Source organism: Mesorhizobium sp. M2A.F.Ca.ET.042.01.1.1 (assembly GCF_003997405.1).
GTDB lineage: Bacteria > Pseudomonadota > Alphaproteobacteria > Rhizobiales > Rhizobiaceae > Mesorhizobium.
In genome coordinates this window covers 1-17,193 of record NZ_RZRX01000130.1, presented here as the reverse complement: position 1 = coordinate 17,193, position 17,193 = coordinate 1, and the positions used below count along the sequence as shown (strand labels likewise).

At 64.2% G+C, this 17,193-nt stretch carries 19 protein-coding genes and 1 other RNA gene; 12 read left to right on the top strand and 8 right to left on the bottom strand.

What is annotated here, in order from left to right:
* On the top strand, positions 1-2,779 hold a 2,779-nt coding region (locus EOA23_RS19925; RefSeq protein WP_127305409.1), incomplete at its 5' end, for an AsmA-like C-terminal region-containing protein.
* Between the two features lie 394 nt (positions 2,780-3,173).
* On the opposite strand, the gene EOA23_RS19920 is transcribed toward EOA23_RS19925, so the two are convergent.
* The 4 genes from EOA23_RS19920 to EOA23_RS19905 all read right to left on the bottom strand — a co-directional run bounded on the left by EOA23_RS19920 (position 3,174) and on the right by EOA23_RS19905 (position 4,947).
* Positions 3,174-3,401: a ribbon-helix-helix domain-containing protein gene (locus EOA23_RS19920; protein WP_126060137.1), complete on the bottom strand. Its 228-nt coding sequence runs from the start codon at positions 3,399-3,401 to the stop codon at positions 3,174-3,176.
* Positions 3,402-3,409: 8 nt separating this feature from the next.
* Positions 3,410-3,607, bottom strand: coding sequence for a DUF4169 family protein (locus tag EOA23_RS19915; RefSeq protein ID WP_127305408.1), 198 nt, complete (start codon positions 3,605-3,607; stop codon positions 3,410-3,412).
* Positions 3,608-3,616: 9 nt separating this feature from the next.
* The gene (locus EOA23_RS19910) at positions 3,617-4,147 is read right to left on the bottom strand and encodes an SspB family protein (protein WP_042644144.1); all 531 of its coding nucleotides are present in this window, start codon (positions 4,145-4,147) and stop codon (positions 3,617-3,619) included.
* 116 nt (positions 4,148-4,263) lie between these two features.
* Positions 4,264-4,947 carry a TetR/AcrR family transcriptional regulator gene (locus tag EOA23_RS19905; RefSeq protein ID WP_127305407.1) on the bottom strand — a complete coding sequence of 228 codons (684 nt, stop codon included), beginning with the start codon at positions 4,945-4,947 and terminating at the stop codon, positions 4,264-4,266.
* 207 nt (positions 4,948-5,154) lie between these two features.
* Between EOA23_RS19905 and EOA23_RS19900 the strand changes: the two genes are divergently transcribed.
* Positions 5,155-6,360: a multidrug effflux MFS transporter gene (locus EOA23_RS19900; protein WP_127305406.1), complete on the top strand. Its 1,206-nt coding sequence runs from the start codon at positions 5,155-5,157 to the stop codon at positions 6,358-6,360.
* Between the two features lie 44 nt (positions 6,361-6,404).
* Here EOA23_RS19900 and EOA23_RS19895 read toward each other — a convergent pair whose 3' ends face one another.
* Positions 6,405-6,962, bottom strand: a complete 558-nt coding sequence (locus tag EOA23_RS19895) for an AAA family ATPase (protein WP_127305405.1) — start codon at positions 6,960-6,962, stop codon at positions 6,405-6,407.
* A 107-nt stretch (positions 6,963-7,069) separates the two neighbouring features.
* Positions 7,070-7,430, bottom strand: a transfer-messenger RNA (tmRNA) gene (ssrA, locus tag EOA23_RS19890).
* A 167-nt stretch (positions 7,431-7,597) separates the two neighbouring features.
* Here ssrA and EOA23_RS19885 point away from each other — a divergent pair.
* Together EOA23_RS19885 and EOA23_RS19880 are read left to right on the top strand one after the other, a co-directional pair.
* A complete protein-coding gene (locus tag EOA23_RS19885) occupies positions 7,598-7,909 on the top strand; it encodes a DUF2853 family protein (RefSeq protein ID WP_127305404.1) in 312 nt (103 codons plus the stop codon).
* A 140-nt stretch (positions 7,910-8,049) separates the two neighbouring features.
* A complete protein-coding gene (locus EOA23_RS19880; protein WP_126064619.1) occupies positions 8,050-8,844 on the top strand; it encodes a thymidylate synthase in 795 nt (264 codons plus the stop codon).
* A 5-nt stretch (positions 8,845-8,849) separates the two neighbouring features.
* Here EOA23_RS19880 and EOA23_RS19875 read toward each other — a convergent pair whose 3' ends face one another.
* On the bottom strand, positions 8,850-9,059 hold the full coding sequence (locus EOA23_RS19875) for a molybdopterin-binding protein (protein WP_127305403.1): 210 nt from the start codon (positions 9,057-9,059) through the stop codon (positions 8,850-8,852).
* 163 nt (positions 9,060-9,222) lie between these two features.
* On the opposite strand from EOA23_RS19875, the gene modA reads away from it, so the two are divergent.
* The 4 genes from modA to EOA23_RS19855 all read left to right on the top strand — a co-directional run bounded on the left by modA (position 9,223) and on the right by EOA23_RS19855 (position 12,279).
* Positions 9,223-10,017, top strand: a complete 795-nt coding sequence (gene modA, locus EOA23_RS19870) for a molybdate ABC transporter substrate-binding protein (RefSeq protein WP_127305402.1) — start codon at positions 9,223-9,225, stop codon at positions 10,015-10,017.
* 22 nt (positions 10,018-10,039) lie between these two features.
* Positions 10,040-10,744: a molybdate ABC transporter permease subunit gene (gene modB, locus EOA23_RS19865; RefSeq protein ID WP_127305401.1), complete on the top strand. Its 705-nt coding sequence runs from the start codon at positions 10,040-10,042 to the stop codon at positions 10,742-10,744.
* Positions 10,741-11,853, top strand: coding sequence for a molybdenum ABC transporter ATP-binding protein (gene modC, locus EOA23_RS19860; protein ID WP_127305400.1), 1,113 nt, complete (start codon positions 10,741-10,743; stop codon positions 11,851-11,853). Before modB ends, modC begins: the two co-directional genes overlap by 4 nt.
* An 84-nt stretch (positions 11,854-11,937) precedes the next feature.
* Complete coding sequence (locus EOA23_RS19855; protein ID WP_042644082.1) at positions 11,938-12,279, top strand: winged helix-turn-helix domain-containing protein; 342 nt, start codon at positions 11,938-11,940, stop codon at positions 12,277-12,279.
* 92 nt (positions 12,280-12,371) lie between these two features.
* On the opposite strand, the gene cobF is transcribed toward EOA23_RS19855, so the two are convergent.
* Positions 12,372-13,136 (bottom strand): precorrin-6A synthase (deacetylating), encoded by a 765-nt coding sequence (gene cobF, locus EOA23_RS19850; protein WP_127305399.1) that lies wholly within the window; start codon positions 13,134-13,136, stop codon positions 12,372-12,374.
* 142 nt (positions 13,137-13,278) lie between these two features.
* On the opposite strand from cobF, the gene EOA23_RS19845 reads away from it, so the two are divergent.
* From EOA23_RS19845 to EOA23_RS19830, 4 genes are all read left to right on the top strand, one after another.
* Positions 13,279-14,295, top strand: a complete 1,017-nt coding sequence (locus EOA23_RS19845; protein WP_127305398.1) for a DUF4424 domain-containing protein — start codon at positions 13,279-13,281, stop codon at positions 14,293-14,295.
* Positions 14,295-14,813 (top strand): dihydrofolate reductase, encoded by a 519-nt coding sequence (locus EOA23_RS19840; RefSeq protein WP_127305397.1) that lies wholly within the window; start codon positions 14,295-14,297, stop codon positions 14,811-14,813. Before EOA23_RS19845 ends, EOA23_RS19840 begins: the two co-directional genes overlap by 1 nt.
* 247 nt (positions 14,814-15,060) lie before the next feature.
* Positions 15,061-16,167: an FtsH protease activity modulator HflK gene (gene hflK / locus EOA23_RS19835; RefSeq protein WP_127305396.1), complete on the top strand. Its 1,107-nt coding sequence runs from the start codon at positions 15,061-15,063 to the stop codon at positions 16,165-16,167.
* Positions 16,167-17,108, top strand: coding sequence for a protease modulator HflC (locus EOA23_RS19830; protein WP_127305395.1), 942 nt, complete (start codon positions 16,167-16,169; stop codon positions 17,106-17,108). Before hflK ends, EOA23_RS19830 begins: the two co-directional genes overlap by 1 nt.
* The last annotated feature ends 85 nt before the right edge of the window (positions 17,109-17,193 follow it).

Sequence of the window (17,193 nt, the reverse complement as noted above, 5' to 3'; positions counted from 1 at the left end):
GTCCGAGCCGGTCGAAGGTGGCTTGGCGGTCAGGTCGCTTGCCGCGACGCTGCCTGGCCGCACGACGCTCGAAGCCGACGGCATGCTGAGCGTCGAGGACCATTTCGGCTTCACCGGCTCGTTGCTGCTCGCCGTCGGGCAGCCTTCCGGTTTTGCCGCCTGGCTGTCGAAGGATGTCGACGAAGCGATCCGCCGGCTGCCCGCGGCAGGCTTCAAGGCCAAGGTCGACCTCAGCGAGAACCGGCAGTCCTTCAGCGACCTCGAACTCATCCTGGGCAAGGCGAAATTTTCCGGCAGCATCGATTCCAGCCAGCCGGATGGCGCCAGGCCTTCCGTGCTGATGCAACTGACGGGCGGCGAGATGGACCTTGATGGGCTCGCGGCCTTCGCTTCGATCTTCATCAGCGACAAGGGTGCCAACCGCTTTTCGGATCGCGATCTCGATTTCCAGATCAAGGCAGGGCCGGTCAGCGCCGGCGGGCTCAGCGCCGACACCGTCGACACCGCGCTGCGGCTGCGAGAGGGCCTGCTCGAGATCGACCGGCTGTCGATCGGCGGCCTGGCCGGCGCCTCGATCAGCGCCACGGGCCGGGTCAAGGATTTTCCGCAGAGCCCGACCGGCAAGCTCAACGCCTCCATCGTTGCTGTGGACCTCAAGCCGCTGATAGATGTCGCGGCCGAGCATTATCCCGACAATGCCGTGCTCAAAGGCCTGGCAAGCCGCGCGGCGGCCTATCCCGAACTGTTCCAGGATGCGCGCATCGATCTCTTGACCAGCGCCGCCGACAATGGCGACGGCACCACGGGCCTGGCGCTCTCGGCCCAGGGCAATGCCGGCGGCTCGGCCTTCTCGGCTTCGCTTTCCGGCAAGGGAAGCGCAGACAAGCTCACCGAGGCTCCGGTGTCGATCACCTTCAACGCCCGCAACGACAATGCCACGACGCTGCTGGCGCTTTACGGCCTGCCGGCGCTGCCGCTCGGCATGCTCGGCCACGCAAACACCGACGTCTCGGCGAAGGGCTCGGTCGCCGGCGGTCTCGCGACCAGCTTCAATCTGACCGCCGACGACTTCAGGGCGAGCTTCGACGGAACGGTCGCCGATACGGCTCAAGGCCCTACAGCCAAGGGCAAGGTCAATCTCGATGCCGCCGATATCGAGCCGTGGCTGATGACCACAGGGGTAGGCCTGCCCGGCATGGGGACCGGCACGTCGACGTCGCTGGCGGCCGATGCCGATTTCGGCAACGGGCTCCTGGTGCTGAGCGGCCTCACCGGCTCGATCAACAAGGCGGCGGTGTCCGGGGACATCAACATCGACGCCAAGGATGGGCTGCCGCATCTTGCCGGGGCGCTGGCGCTCGATGAGCTCGACCTCGATCCGCTGGCAGTCTCGCTGTTCGGCGACCAGTCCTTCGCGTCCGCCAAGGGCGGATGGCCGACGACGCCATTCAGCCAGAAGTCGACGCTGCCGTTCAACGCGGACCTCGATCTCGACACGTCGGCGCTGGCCGTGGGGCCCTTCGCGACGGCGCATGACGCCTCCTTCTCGCTGAAGCTCGATCGCGAAGGCATCCACGTCTCCGATCTCAAGGCGAAGCTCTATGGCGGCGATCTGACCGGCCTGTTCGACCTGAAGAACACCGAAGGCACCGGCCTGTTCTCCGGCCAAATGCGGCTGGCTGGCGGCGATCTTTCAGCGGTTCTCCCCGATGCCGGTATCGGCGGCAGCGGCGATCTTTCGGCGGCGCTTTCGACCAGCGGCAAATCGGTCGACGCCATGATCGCCGCTCTGTCCGGATCCGGCACCGCGGCCCTGAAGGGATTGAAGGTGGACGGCATCAATCCGGACGGGTTTGCCGCCATCATCGCCAAGGCCGATGCGATCGGACGCGATATCGACGCGGCCAAGACGGCCGAGTTCGCGCCGCAGATCGCAGGCGAGGGGAGCTTTGCCGCCGGCGACACGGACGTGGCCTTCACCGTCGCCAACGGGACGCTGCGGGCGCCGCCGATCAGCCTCGACAGTCCCGGCGCGAGCTTGTCCGCCGATGTGACCGCCGATCTCAACACGAGCACCGTCACCGCAAAGGGGACAATGACCTATCGTCCCGGCGACGAGGCTTTGGTCGGCTCGGAGCCTGCCGTCAATTTCAACCTGACCGGCCCGCTCGGGGGCGCTGCGCCCCAATTCGACAGCGGTCCGCTGGCGCAGTTCCTGACGCAGCGCGCGCTGGAGAAGGAACAGCAGCGGGTCGAGGCGATGCAAGCGGCGCTGCTGGAGAAGCAGCGGCTGCGGCGCGAGGTGCGCTATTACGCAGCGCTGCAGACGGAGCGCGACAGGGCCGCCGAGGAACTGCGCCGGCAAGAGGAAGAGGCGCGCCAGAAGGCCGAGGCGGAGGCCAGGGCGAAAGCCGAAGCGGAAGCGCGGGCGCAGGCCGAAGCCGAGGCTAAAGCCAAGGCCGACGAAGAGGCGAGGGCGAAGGCGGAAGCCGACGCCAAGGCGCAGGCCGAAGCGGACGCCAAGGCGAAGGCCGATCAACAGGCGAAGGCGGAGGCCGACCGGCGGGCCGCGGACGAGGCGGCCAAGGCGCAGGCCGAGGCCGATCGCAAGAAGGCGGAGCAGGCGAAGCTGGAAGCAGCACGCAAGGCGGCTCAGCAGGCGCCAAAGGCGGACCAGTCACTCCCCGGCGTCAATGACGGTTCGAGTCCGCCGCCGGCAAAGCCGAAGGCCAATCCATTCACGATCGACAATCTGTTGAAGTCGCTCGACGGCGGTTGAGCTTTTCGCCGCAGGCGCGGCGGAGCTGGTCCCCAGACTGGTCGGCTCTGTTTGCATTGGCAGGTGGCATGCGTTGGAGATTGGCCGAAACGCCCATCGCGATCGTCATTCCAGGGCGAAGCAGGAGCGAAGCTCCGTCGCGAAGACCCTGGAATCCATGCCGTTACCTTCGCCAAGGCGTGCAACAGAGCAAAATTCTGCACCGCAGCAACGCTTCCAAGTCACGGCATGGATTCTATGGTCTGCGCCGCGTCGCTTCGCTCCTTGCTCCGCCATAGAATGACGAGGTTGGGGCGCGGCTTCAACCAATCTCCGGCGTTTGCGTTTTCGTCGTCATGTCTCGACTTATGGCGCTCTCAACGCTTGGCGCACCAAAGCGTCGGAGATAGCGGGGCTATATGGTGCCGCCGCCGCGTTTCGCCCAGGCCAGCACATAGAGCCTCAGCGCCGACGACAGGTTGGCATCGCGGGTGCGCGTCTCGTCGATCTCGGCGACGAGGGCCGCGAGCGACAGCGAACGCTGCGCGGCGATGGTGACGAGGTCGTCGTAGAAGGGCTGCTCCAGCGAAAAGCTGGTGCGGTGACCGCGAATCGTTACCGAGCGTTTTTCGACCGCGGCCATTGCAGGACTCAGCGCTTGCCGGGGTCGTCGGGCTTATCCCGGCGATGGCCGGCCATGAATGTCTCGGCCTTCTCCGATGTCAGCCGATCGCGCTCGCGCTCCGCCTTCGAGCGGCCGTGCAACGCCCGGTTCTCGCTCGCCTGACGTTCTTTCTCTGTGCGCGCTTTCTGCTTGCGGGCCTGGCGGAGATTAATGACCTCGCCCATGGCGCCGGACTACTTCTTGCGGAAGGCGTCGAGCGAGACGACGTCGGCGCCTTTGCCGCCGGTCTCGGCGACCGCCGGCTTCTTTTCGCTCTCGGCGGCCTTCTTTTTGGTTTCCGGCTTCTTCTCGGGAACGACGGCGATCGGTTCAGGCGCCGGAGCGGCGGCCTCGTCTTCCACGCTCTCCGTCTTGACGTCGAATTCGAGCTCGAAATTGACCGACGGATCGTAGAAGCCGCGCACGGCAGAGAAGGGGATCTCGAGCTTTTCCGGAACGTCGGAGAAGGAAAGTCCGACCTCGAAGCCGGCATCCGTCACCTTGAGGTCCCAATACTGGAACTGGATGACGATGGTCATCTGCTCCGGATAGCGCTCACGCAACCGCGACGAGATGCGCACCCCCGGCGCGCCGGTCAGGAACGTGATGAAGAAATGATGATTGCCCGGAAGGCCGGTGCGCGCGACCTCGGCCAGGACCTTGCGCATGACGCCGCGCAGTGCCTCCTGGGCCAGAATGTCGTAGCGGATATGGTCGTCGGCCATGTGATGGTCGGGTTCCGTTGAATCGTCCGCATAGCTGTAATCAAGCTTGGGCGCGGCGTAAACCGCATATAGGCGCAAAGCGGTGAGGCCAAGAGGGGCGCCAGCGATTTGATCACTCAGGCGTGGGCGAGCGCGGCCTGTTTGCCGGCTGGCGACTTCTTCCTGGCAAAGGCGCTGAGGAAGGTCCGCACGCCGTTGGTGGCGGAGCGCAGCACCTCTCCCTCGGTTGGCGTGCCGCCCAGCATGAACGTGGTCTGAAGCTCGGCGTTGACGAGGGCGAGGAACTGACGCGCCGCGACGTCGGGGTCGCCGATCGAAAGATGCCCGGCGAAGGCAAGCCGGGCGAAACGGGCGGCAAGCGCCGACCAGGTGCGGCCAGGGCCCTGTTCGCGCCATTCGGCAAACAGTTCCGGATAACGCCCGCCTTCGGCCTGGATCAGCTTGCGCAGGAAACGGCCATCGCGGTTGCAGATGCAATTGCGGTTCATACGCACCGCGAAGGCGATCAGGTCGGCCTCGAGGTCGGTGGGCTGGTCGGGGAAGCTGGCGATGGTGGCGAAGATGCCGGCATTGCAGCGCTCTGTCAGGTCTCGCACGACGGCGACGAAGAGGTTTTCCTTGTCGCCGTGGTGGTTGTAGACCGTCTGGCGCGAGACCCCGGCCTCGGCCGCGATCAGGTCGATATTGGCGCCGGCATAGCCTTCGCGGCAGAAGACGGAAGCGGCCGCATCCACCACCGACACGCGCTTGGCCTCATGGCTGCGTGGCGGGAAAGTGTCAGGAGAAACGCCGTGCTTCATGAAAATCTATATAGCGGTGATTGACGAATTGGACAAGCCTGTCTAAATTTGTGGACACAACAAAGGGAAATCCCGCTGGAGAGACGAATATGTTCGCCTGATAGGGCGAATGATTCACTCTGATTGTAGGATTCCCCGCGGGATGGAACGTCCTGGGTTCAGACGCCGGTATTGCGGCGGCAACCAGATCCGAAAAGAGCCTTTATCATGAGTCCCAAATTCCTCCGCATCGCGGTCGTGCTCGGCTTGTTGTCTGCGATCGGCCCGTTTGCGATCGATATGTATCTTCCCGCGCTGCCTTCGATCGGCCAGGACCTGCATGCCGGCACCGCCGCCGTGCAGATGAGCCTTCTGATATTCTTCCTGTCGATGGGCTTCGGCCAGATCGTCGTCGGGCCGATCTCCGACATGGTCGGCCGCAAGGCGCCGCTTTATGCCGGACTCGCTCTGTTCATGGTCGGCGGCGTCGGCTCGGCCATGGCGCCGAATATCGAGTGGCTGATCGCCTTCCGCTTCCTGCAGGGCCTGGGCGCCAGCGCGGGCATGGCGGTGCCGCGCGCCATCGTGCGCGATCTGCACACCGGCAACGAGGCCGCCAAGCTGATGTCGCTTCTGATGCTGGTGTTCTCGGTGTCGCCGATTCTGGCGCCGCTGACCGGCAGCCAGATCATCGAAACCTTCGGCTGGCGTGCCGTGTTCTGGACCGTCACGGGCGCGGCTGCCCTGGCCACCATCCTGCTTGCCACCTCGCTCAAAGAGACGCGGCCGGTCGAGGAGCGCGCCGGCTCGTCCTTCGGCACGGCGCTTGCCGGCTACCGCTACCTGATGGGCGATCGCAACTTCCTCGGCCTTGTGGCGATCGCCGGCTTCGGCATTGCGAGCTTCTTCGTCTATCTGTCGAGTTCGTCCTTCATCCTGATCGACCATTACGGCCTGTCGCCGTCGGTCTACAGTGTGTTCTTCTCGATCAACGCGGTCGCCTTCATCGGCATGTCGCAGCTGACAGGGCTTCTGGCTGACCGCTTCGGGTTGAAGCGCGTTGTCTGGGTGGCGGTCACCGGCTATGCCACGGTGATGGTGGCGCTGTTCGCGATCATGGCCTCGGGCGTCGACCGGCTCGACGTGATGGCTGCGCTGCTCTTCGTCGGTTACGGCTTCCTCGGCCTCGTCATTCCGACCACCTCGGTGCTGGCGATGGAAGAGCATGGCGAGATCGCCGGCACGGCCTCGGCGCTGATGGGCACGCTACATTTCGCCATCGGCGCGCTGGCCATGGGCGTCGCCGGCATCTTCTTCGACGGCACGCCGCTGCCGATGGTGGCGGGGATCACGCTCTGCGCCGTGATCTCGTTCACGCTGGCCAAGCTCACGCTCGGCCGCGCGCGTGAAGCGGTCGAGGCGCCGGCAGAGTAAGGCGCCTCGAAACAACCCAAAAAGGCCGGCTTGCTCGGCCTTTTTCATATCTGTCGCAAATCCGCTCGATCGATGACGAAGCGCACCCGCTCTTCGACCGAGGCAAGAGGTAAAGGCACCAGTTCGTAGCCGAGTTCCGCATAGACGCCGGTCACCGAGCGGAATGTGCGCTCGGCCTCGTCCAGCGTCTGCTTGCGCTCCTCGTCCTGGCTGAAAATCTCCGGCCAGGGCGGCGCGACGAAGACGCGGCGCGCGTAGCGGAATTTTTCAGCCGCGCTTGTGACGTGGTCGGGCACCGGCAGGCCGCAGAGCCTGAGATAGCCGATCGTATCGGCCACGCCGCGGTCGAAGAAAACCGGGCCGGCTTCAGCAGGCGCGGCGTGCCAGGAGCGCAATTCCCACGACAGCATCAGCTCGGCAAAGAGCCCTCGGTCCTGCCAGGGGAGGGCAGGGCCGCCGATGGCCATCTGGTCGCGGATGACGCCGCGCCCGGCTTCGGGGGCCGTCGCGAAACCCTTGGCCTGCAACGCTTCGATCAGCGTCGTCTTGCCCGAGCCCGGGCCACCAGTCAGCACGAAGAATCGGTCGGAATCGTTTTGCATGGCCTGTCCATGGAGGATGAGCGGCAAGGCCGTGCCGCGCATCAAAGCGCCGGACAAGCCTTGGCCGTTCGATTGATGGGAAGAAGCAAAAAAGGGAAAAAAGGGAAGGTGGAGGTTTCTGTTGCCAGGTACCTCCGAACCCCGCCTAGAAGTGCGAACCGCTAGGACTTGATTTGAAGCGTTCGCGCCGCATTAAGCAGCGAGACGAGCTTCCGCATAGTTGTCGTTGGCAACTATAAGTTTAGCCCGATGACGGTGGTACAATGCCGGGCAAAAGTACGATCTTTACACCTTCGTCGATCCTATTTCGCCCCCAGCAAAAGCCGCTCCGTCAGCCAGAGCGGTTTTTGGTGGAGGCGCCGGGTACCGCCCCCGGGTCCGAACGGCTTATTTCATCGCCTGTTTATTGCCATAGTCGGTCAAGCCGACAAAGCGAATATAGGGAGCGATGAGGGAAAAATAAAGGCCAAACCGGCGGTTATCCGTAATGTCAAACTGTGCAGCCAAGGGTTGACTTGCGCGCCCACTCAATCAAATCTCGCTCCCGGTGAGGAGTCTCTGACCTAGCGCAAAGGTTGCGCGGCGCGCCACAACCCTCATCGACAGGATCCGTGGCGCCGACGAGGGGAAGTTTGATGGCCGACTATCTTGCGGATGTGAAGAAATACGATGCCAGCGCCAGCGCCGACGCGGTCGATAAGATCGTCAAGCACCTGGGCATTGCGCTCAGGAACCGCGATTCCTCGCTGGTGTCCTGCACCGACCCGAAGGAACTCGATCGCGTTCGCGAGAATTGGATCGGCAAGAAGCTCGGCATCGCCGATGCCGCTAAGGCGAATGCCTCGATCGAGAAGACCTGCAAGGCGATGCAGGCAGACAACACCAAGAGCCGCGTGACCTTCTACTACCTGGTTGCCAAGGATCTCGGCAAACTCGGCTCTCTCTGAGTCCTGGCCACAGCAGCCGGCACGAAACCGTGCCGGCACCGTGGGCTTTTGGGTGCGCCCCGCATCCGCAGCCGCTTTGCGGTGTTCGACCGGCTGTCGGTCGGGTATGATTGGCTGTAACCCGAATCGAGGCGGAGCCGATGCGCCAATATCTCGACCTGTTGAAGCATGTGCTGGAGAACGGCAGCGACCGTGGCGACCGCACCGGAACCGGCACGCGCTCGGTGTTCGGCTACCAGATGCGCTTCGATCTTTCGCGCGGCTTTCCGGTCACGACCACCAAGAAGCTGCATCTGAAGTCGATCATCCACGAGCTTCTGTGGTTCCTGGCCGGTGACACCAACATCAAATATCTCAACGACAACGGCGTCACCATTTGGGACGAATGGGCCGACGAGAACGGCGATCTCGGACCGGTCTATGGCAAGCAGTGGCGCTCCTGGCCCGATGGCCATGGCGGCGAGATCGACCAGATTGCGGGCCTTTTGAAGGAAATACGCCGGAATCCCAACTCGCGCCGGCTGATCGTCTCGGCCTGGAATCCGGCTGAAGTCGAGGCGATGGCGCTGCCGCCCTGCCACTGCCTGTTCCAGTTCTATGTCTCGGAAGGCAGGCTCTCCTGCCAGCTTTACCAGCGCTCGGCCGACATCTTCCTCGGCGTGCCGTTCAACATCGCTTCCTATGCCCTGCTCACCATGATGGTGGCGCAGGTGACCGGGCTGAAGCCGGGCGACTTCGTCCACACGCTGGGCGACGCGCATCTCTATTCGAACCATTTCGAACAGGCACGCGAGCAGATGCGGCGCACGCCCAAGGCTCTGCCGACGATGTGGATCAATCCGGAGGTGAAGGACCTGTTCGCCTTCCGCTTCGAGGATTTCCGCCTCGAGAATTATTTCGCGGACGCGAATATCAAGGCGCCGATCGCCGTTTAACTCGATCAGTCGATGCCGACCATGACGTCCGAGGCCTTGACCACCGCATAGGCCTGCTTGCCCTTCTCGAGGGCAAGGTCGGCGACCGCCTCATTGGTGATCGATGCGGTGACGATCACGCCGCCGCTTATGTCGATCCTGACATGCGAGGTGGTCGTTCCCTTGACGATCTCGGTGACCTTACCATTCAGGATATTGCGGGCGCTGATCTTCATGCGTCTCTCCTTGAGCAGCGCTGTTTCCGATTTATCGTAGACCGGGACCATGCCGGCCCACACAATGCCACGACAGGCGAAAAGCCTTTCCTTGTTATGTTCATCCGGATATATCGGTCTGAGGATTCGAGCCGTACGGATTTTGATACCAGGGAGAGACTTCATGACGGGCACGGGTTTCGGGTTGAAGGCGATCGCTATTGGAGGTTTCACGGCAATGCTGATGGCGGCGGTGCCGGCGGCTCATGCCGACGACAAGGTGGTCGTGTTTGCCGCGGCGAGCCTCAAGGACGCGCTCGACGCGGTCAACAAGGCCTGCGAGCCGGAAGTCGGAGAAGCCGCCACCATTTCCTACGCGGCGAGCTCGGCGCTGGCCAAGCAGATCGAAGGCGGCGCGCCGGCGGACGTGTTCGTGTCAGCCGACCTCGACTGGATGAAGTATCTCTCGGACAAGAAGCTGACCAAGCCGGACACCGAGGTGAAGCTGCTCGGCAACCAGATCGTGCTGGTGGCGCCGAAGGATTCCACGGTCGAGACCAAGGTCGAGAAAGGCTTCGACCTTGCCAAGCTGATCGGCGACGGCAAGCTTGCGATGGGCGATTTCAAGGCCGTGCCGGCCGGCAAATACGGCAAGGCGGCGCTGGAATCTCTGGGCGTCTGGTCGTCCGTCGAGGGCAAGGTCGCGCAGGCCGAGAATGTGCGTGCAGCCTTGAAGCTGGTGTCGACGGGCGAGGCGGCGCTGGGCATCGTCTACGCCACCGACGCGCATGCGGAGAAGGGCGTCAAGGTCGTCGGCACCTTCCCGGAAGATTCGCATCCGCCGATCATCTACCCGATTGCCCAGATCGCGGATTCGAAGGACAAGGATACGGCTGCCTTCCTGAAATGCGTCGAATCGGCGAAAGCCGCCGAACTCTTCAAGGAGCAGGGTTTCACGGTGCTCGCGCCGAGCAACTAAGAGAGATTGCGCAAACGCTGACATGAACTGGCTGCTGGACCTCACTCCCGACGAATGGAATGCGGTCCGGCTGTCGATCAAGGTGGCGACGGTGGCGATGATCGCCAGCCTGCCGCCCGGCATCCTGCTTGCGCTGCTGCTGGCGCGAGGGCGTTTCTGGGGCAAGACCCTGCTCAACGGGCTGGTGCATCTGCCGCTGATCCTGCCGCCGGTGGTGACGGGCTATCTGCTCCTGCTCACCTTCGGCCGGCGCGGGCCGGCCGGCGCCTTTCTGGCCGAGCATTTCGGCATCGTCTTTTCGTTCCGCTGGACCGGCGCGGCGCTGGCCTGCGGCGTCATGGGCTTTCCGCTGATGGTGCGGGCGATCCGGCTGTCGATCGAGGCCGTCGACCGCAGAATCGAGGCGGCGGCCGGCACCCTCGGCGCCAATCCGCTCTGGGTGTTCTCCACCATCACGCTGCCGCTGATCCTGCCCGGCCTGATTGCCGGCGCCATTCTTTCCTTCGCCAAGGCGATGGGCGAATTCGGCGCCACCATCACCTTCGTCTCCAACATCCCCAATGAGACGCAGACTTTGCCCTCAGCGATCTACACCTTCACACAGGTGCCCGGCGGCGACGAGGGCGCGCTCAGGCTGACGCTGATCTCTATCGTCATCTCGATGGTCGCGCTCGTCGCCTCGGAGGTGCTGGCGCGGCGCGTCGGCCGGCGGATGGACATCGAATGACGCTCTCGGTCGATATCCGCTATCGCCTGGGCGACTTCGCCGTGGAAGCGCGTTTCGACAGCGCCGGGCGGCTGACGGCGCTGTTCGGGCCTTCCGGCTCGGGCAAGTCGACGCTGATCAACCTGATCGCGGGGCTGATCCGCCCGGACAAGGGCCGCATTGCCGTCGACGGGCGGGTGCTGGCCGACACCGAAGCGCGGATCTTCGTGCCGATGCACAGGCGGCGAATCGGCATGGTGTTCCAGGATGCGCGGCTGTTCCCGCATATGAGCGTCGCCGGCAATCTGCGCTACGGCCGCTGGTTCACGCCGGCTTCCGAGCGCTACGCCAAGATGGATGCGGTGGTCGAGCTGCTCGGCATCGGTCATCTCCTCGACCGGCGGCCGGCGAAACTGTCGGGCGGCGAGAAGCAGCGCGTCGCGATCGGCCGTGCCCTGCTTGCCAGCCCGAAACTGCTTTTGATGGACGAGCCGCTCGCCTCGCTCGATGAGGCGCGCAAGGCCGAGATCCTGCCCTATATCGAGCGGCTGCGCGACGAGACGAAGCTCCCGATCGTCTATGTCAGCCATTCCGTCGCCGAGGTGGCGCGGCTGGCGAGCGACGTCGTCGTGCTTTCGCAAGGCAAGGTCGCGGCCTCAGGCCCGACCGAGGCGATCATGCAGCGGCTCGACCTGTTGCCGGCGGAAGAGCGCGGCGAGGGAGGGGCGGTGCTCGACACCAAGGTTCTGCGCCACGACGAGGCATTCGGCATGACGGTGCTGACCTCACCGGCCGGCGAAATCCGGGTCCCGAAACTGGCGATGGCAGCGGGCGCTCCGGTGCGCATTCGTATCCGCGCCCGCGACGTCATGATAGCGACCGAGCGGCCGGGAGGTCTCAGCGCGCTCAACATTCTGGCGGGAACGATCACCGCCGTCAGGCCGGGCATCGGGCCGACGGTGGAAATCGCCATCGAATGCAATGGCGCGATCGTGCTGGCGCGGATCACCGAACAATCCAAACACACCCTTCGTCTGGCGCTCGGCCAGCAGGTCTTCGCGGTGATCAAGACGGTGAGCTTCGACAGCGCAACTACCGGGGCGGGCCTGCCAGTTGAGGCGGATGGTTGACGAAGGGCCAAATCGCTATGTTGATTTGGAATAGCGATATGGCGGCGGAGAGGGTAGTCTCGGCATGATCGCGGAGGACAGGGCATGCCATCGTTGAGCCTGCGGATAAATCTCGACCCCGACGGCCGGATCGGCCCCGGCAAGATTGAGCTTTTGGAGCAGATCGCCGCCTTCGGATCGATCTCGGCCGCGGCGCGCGGCATGGAGATGTCCTACAAGCATGCGTGGGATCTGGTCGAGGACATGAACCGCGTGTTCGGCAAGCCGCTGGTCGCCGCGCAGACCGGCGGCAAGAAGGGCGGCGGCGCGCAACTGACATCGGTGGGTCTGGCGGTGGTCAGCCGTTTCCGGGCCATAGAGCGGGCCGCGTCATCGGCTGCCGCCGTCCATATGCAGGCGCTGCAGGCGGAGATCGATGCTGGGTAGGGCAGTAGGGCAGTAGGGCAGTAGGGTGTGACATCCCGGAGTGCTTGCGCATACGATGTGCGCGCCCCCTATTGCCTTACTGCCCTGCTCCCTTACTCCCCTGATTTCCTCAGCAGATACGTGTCCATGATCCAGCCCTTTTTGCGCCGGGCTTCCTCGCGGACCTTCTCGATCTCGGCGCCAACATCGCCCAGGCGGCCGGAAATGACGATCTCATCCGGCGTGCCGAGATAGGCGCCCCACTGGATGAAGACATCCTTGTCGCCCAGCGTATTGAAGGCGCATTTGCCGTCGAGCATGACAACCGTGGAGCCGGCATTGGCCGGCATGCCTTCTTCGGTCAGCCGGCGGCCGGTCGTCACCAGGATCGAATCGCCGATGCGGTTGAGCGCGGTCGCGTGGGCTGCGGCCAGCGCCTGGATCGCGGTGATGCCGGGGATGACCTCGAGCTCGAAACCGACATTGCCCCTCAGGCGGACGCGCTCGAGGATGCGCAGCGCGCTGTCATAGAGCGACGGGTCGCCCCAGATCAGGAAAGCGCCGCAGCCGTCTTCGGTAAGCTCGTGGCGGATCAGGGTCTCGTAGATTTCGGCGATCGCCTCGTGCCAGTCGTCGACGGTTGTCCGGTAAGACGATGTCGGCTCCGCCCGGACCGGCACCTCGAATTCGACCCGGCGCGATTTCGGGTTGGTGACGAAGCGGTCGCAGATCTGCCGGCGCAGATCGGCGAGATCGTTCTTCTTCGCCCCCTTGTCGGGGATGAACAGCACGTCGGCGCGGTTCAGGCCGTCGATGGCCTGGACCGTCATGTGATCGGGATTACCGGCGCCGATGCCGATGACGAGAAGCTTGCGCATGGCGATCTCCTGCCTGATCGGCGGCGCGGTGTCCAGAAGTACCGGCAAACGGTGACGAAGGGCTTTGAAACGCTATCTTGAAACGGGTAGATGGAAATGCGCATCCGGCTGGTCCCGGTATAGCGGCACAGAGGAGGGGTCGATGTTACGCACCATACTGACCGCGGCGCTGGCGACCATGGCCGCTCCGGCCTTCGCCAATGATTCCGTCGCCGAGCTCGGCACCGGCGGGCTGATCCTGTCGCGCAGCGATGCCGTCGCCATGCAAAGCGAGGACCTCTTCATCTCGCCGGAGAAGGTGACGGTCAACTATGTCTTCCGCAACAACACCGACAAGGATGTCAGCTCCATCGTGGCGTTCCCGATGCCCGACATCGAGGGCGATCCCAACGAGATGCCGGCGCTCCCGGAGGCGCAGAGCGACAATTTCCTCGGCTTCGAGGTGACGATCGACGGCGTCGATGCGAAGCCTCAGCTCGAGCAGAGGGCGTTTGCGCTGGGCATCGACATCACTGCCGACGTCAAGGCGCAGAACGTGCCGCTCTATCCGTTCGGCGATGCCGCCAAGGCGGCGCTGGCGAAACTGCCCAAGGATGTCACCAAGGACTGGGAAGACCGCGGCATCATCATCGAGGATACTGCCGATGACGGTTCGGGCATGCAGACCGCCTATGTCCCCTTCTGGCAATTGCGCTCGACCTATTGGTGGCGCTCGACCTTCCCGGCCAACAAGGAGGTCCATGTCTCGCACCGCTACAAACCAAGCGTCGGCGGCACCTCCTCGGTCAGCTTCTTCTCCGAAGGCCAGTTCCAGAACCCGCAATACGATACTTACAAGACCCGCTACTGCATGGATCAGACGTTCGAGAACGCGGTGCGCAAGGCGGCCAAGGCGAATCCGGACGGCTACCCGAAATATTACGAGAGCCGGATCGCCTACATCCTCACCACGGGGGGGAACTGGGCCTCCGGCACCATCGGCAATTTCAAGCTGACCATCGACAAGGGCAGCCCCAAAAACCTCGTCTCCTTCTGCGGCGACAATGTCAAAAAGGTCGGACCGACGACATTCGAGATCACCGCGAAAGATTTTTATCCCGAGCGCGACATCGACATCCTGCTGCTCGAGCCGTCCGACAATGGCGGGAACGGCGGCTGATGGATATCGCGATCTATGTCGCCATCGCCGAAAACGGCGTGATCGGCCGCGAGGGCGGCCTGCCGTGGCGACTTTCCACCGATCTCAAGCGCTTCAAGGCCGATACGATGGGCAAGCCCATCATCATGGGCCGCAAGACCTATGAAGGCATCGGCCGGCCGCTGCCCGGCCGGCTCAACATCGTGGTGACGCGCGACAAGGCCTGGTGCGCCGAAGGCATCGAAGTGGCCCACTCGCTGGGTGACGCGATCGCGCTGGCCAGGGTACGCGGCCGCTGCATGGCCGGAGCGGAGGAGATCTGCGTGGTCGGTGGCGGCGAGATCTATGCCCAGGCCTTGCCGGTTGCCGACCGGCTGCATGTGACCCATGTGCTGGCCAGCGTCGATGGCGACGCGCATTTTCCGCCGATCGACCCAGGCATCTGGCAGGTCGTCAGCGCCGAGGATTTCCCCGCCGGCGAGAAAGACAGCCACGCCACGCGTTATACGGTTTACCAGCGCCGGCGCGACGACCGTTGACGACGACAAAGGGTCGCTACCGATCCAAATCGCATGGGGACGATGGCCCATCGCGTTGAAAGCAGATCGACGCGTCCCTATAGAAGAACGGTGTTGCGGTGGCTCGCGTCCAACCGGACGCACAAGAGGTCGCCGTAATACTTTGATTTTGGCGCACGATTCCTTTTCGAAAACCGATATGGGTTTTCTGGGTCTTGCGTTAGGATTGCGCCGCAAGGCCTGAGGGAACCGAAGCGAAAGGACATTCATGCCCTGGAACGACAAGAGCGGCGGCGGCGGCCCATGGGGCGGCGGCGGCAATCAGGGACCCTGGGGGCAGGGACCGAAAGGGCCAAGCGGACCGCAGGGTTCCCCGCCCGATCTCGAGGACATCATCCGCCGTGGCCAGGACAGGCTGCGGCGCGCGCTTCCGGGCGGCGGCGGCGCCAGCCCGGCGGTGCTCGGGCTCATCGCTCTGGCGCTCGTCGTGTTGTGGGCCTTCAAAGCGATCTATACCGTGCAGCCCGACGAGGTCGCCGTCGAGTTGCGCTTCGGCCAGCCCAAGACCGAGCTTTCGCAGCCGGGCCTGCATTTCCACTGGTGGCCGATCGAAACGGTCGAGACGGCCAAGATCTCCGAGCAGCTGGTCAGCATCGGCGGCGGCGCGAGCAGCGGCTCCGGGCTGATGCTCTCCGGCGACCAGAACATCGTCAACGTTCAGTTCTCGGTCGCCTATCAGGTCTCGGATCCCAAAGCCTACCTGTTCGACGTCTCCGATCCCGACGGCATGCTGGCGCAGGTCGCCGAGAGCGCGATGCGCGAAGTTGTCGGCCGGCGCCCGGCCCAGGATATTTTCCGCGACGATCGCCAGGGCATTGCAACCGCGGTGCGCGAGATCATCCAGGGCACGCTCGACGGCTACAAGACCGGTCTCCAGGTCAACGCGGTCTCGATCGAGGACGCAGCACCCCCGCGCGAGGTGGCCGACGCATTCGATGAAGTGCAGCGCGCCGAGCAGGACGAGGACAAGTTCGTCGAGCAAGCCAACCAATATTCCAACCAGAAGCTCGGCCAGGCACGCGGTCAGGCGGCGCAGATCCGGGAAGACGCAGCCGCCTACAAGAACCGGGTCGTGCAGGAGGCGGACGGCGAGGCGCAGCGCTTCATCTCCGTCTACAACGAATACGCCAAGGCGCCCGACGTCACGCGCAAGCGCCTTTATCTCGAAACCATGGAGAGGATCCTGAAGGACTCGAACAAGGTCGTCGTCGAGCCGGGCAACGGTCAGGGCGTGCTGCCTTATTTGCCGCTGCCGGCTTTGCAGCCGAAAGCACCGTCGGCCCCCCTGGGCGCCACGACGGGAGGTAACCAGTGATGGCCAACCGTCTTCCCATCATCGCCGTCATCGCGGCTGTCCTCCTGTTCCTGCTCTATTCCTCGGTGTTCGTGGTCAATGCCGGCCAGCAGGCGATCGTGCTGCGGTTCGGCGAGATCATCGACGTCAAGAACGAGCCCGGCATCTACTTCAAGGCGCCGTTCGCTTTCTTCGATGCCGACAGCGTGCAGATGGTCGAGAAGCGCGTGATGCGCTTCGACCTCGACAACATCCGCGTCCAGGTCTCGGGCGGCAAGTTCTACGAGGTCGATGCCTTCATCGCTTACCGGATCTCGGATCCGCGCACGTTCCGCGCGGCTGTGTCCGGCCAGGTGGAACTCGCCGAAGCCCGCCTGAGGACGCGCCTCGACGCGGCGCTACGCCGCGTCTACGGCCTACGCGACTTCGAGGCAGCTCTGTCGGAGGAGCGCGGCAACATGATGCGCGAGGTGCGCGATCAGCTTCGCCCCGACGCGACCTCGCTCGGCCTCGACATCGAGGATGTGCGCATCCGCCGGACCGACCTGACGGCCGAGGTTTCGCAGCAGACCTATGACCGCATGAAGGCCGAGCGTCTGGCCGAGGCGGAGCGCCTGAGGGCGCGCGGCAACGAGGCGGCGCAGCGCATCAGGGCGCGGGCCGACCGCGAGGTCGTCGAAATCGTTGCCGAGGCGCAGAAGGAATCGGAAATCCTGCGCGGTGAGGGCGAGGCGCAGCGCAGCGCGACCTTCGCGGACGCCTATAAGCGCGATCCCGCCTTCTTCGACTTCTATCGCTCGATGAACGCCTATGGCACGGCGCTGGACAACACCGGAACGACGATGGTGCTCTCGCCCGAATCCGAGTTCTTCCGCTACTTCCGCGATCCGGGCAGCAAGCCCGGGCCGGCACCTTCCGCGCCACCGGCCGCGCCTGCGACCCAACCCGGCACCGCCCAGTAGCGGGCGGTGCAGGATTTTCTGGTAGCAATTGGCCTGGTCCTGGTGATCGAGGGGCTGGTCTATGGCGGGGTTTCCGCTTTTGGCC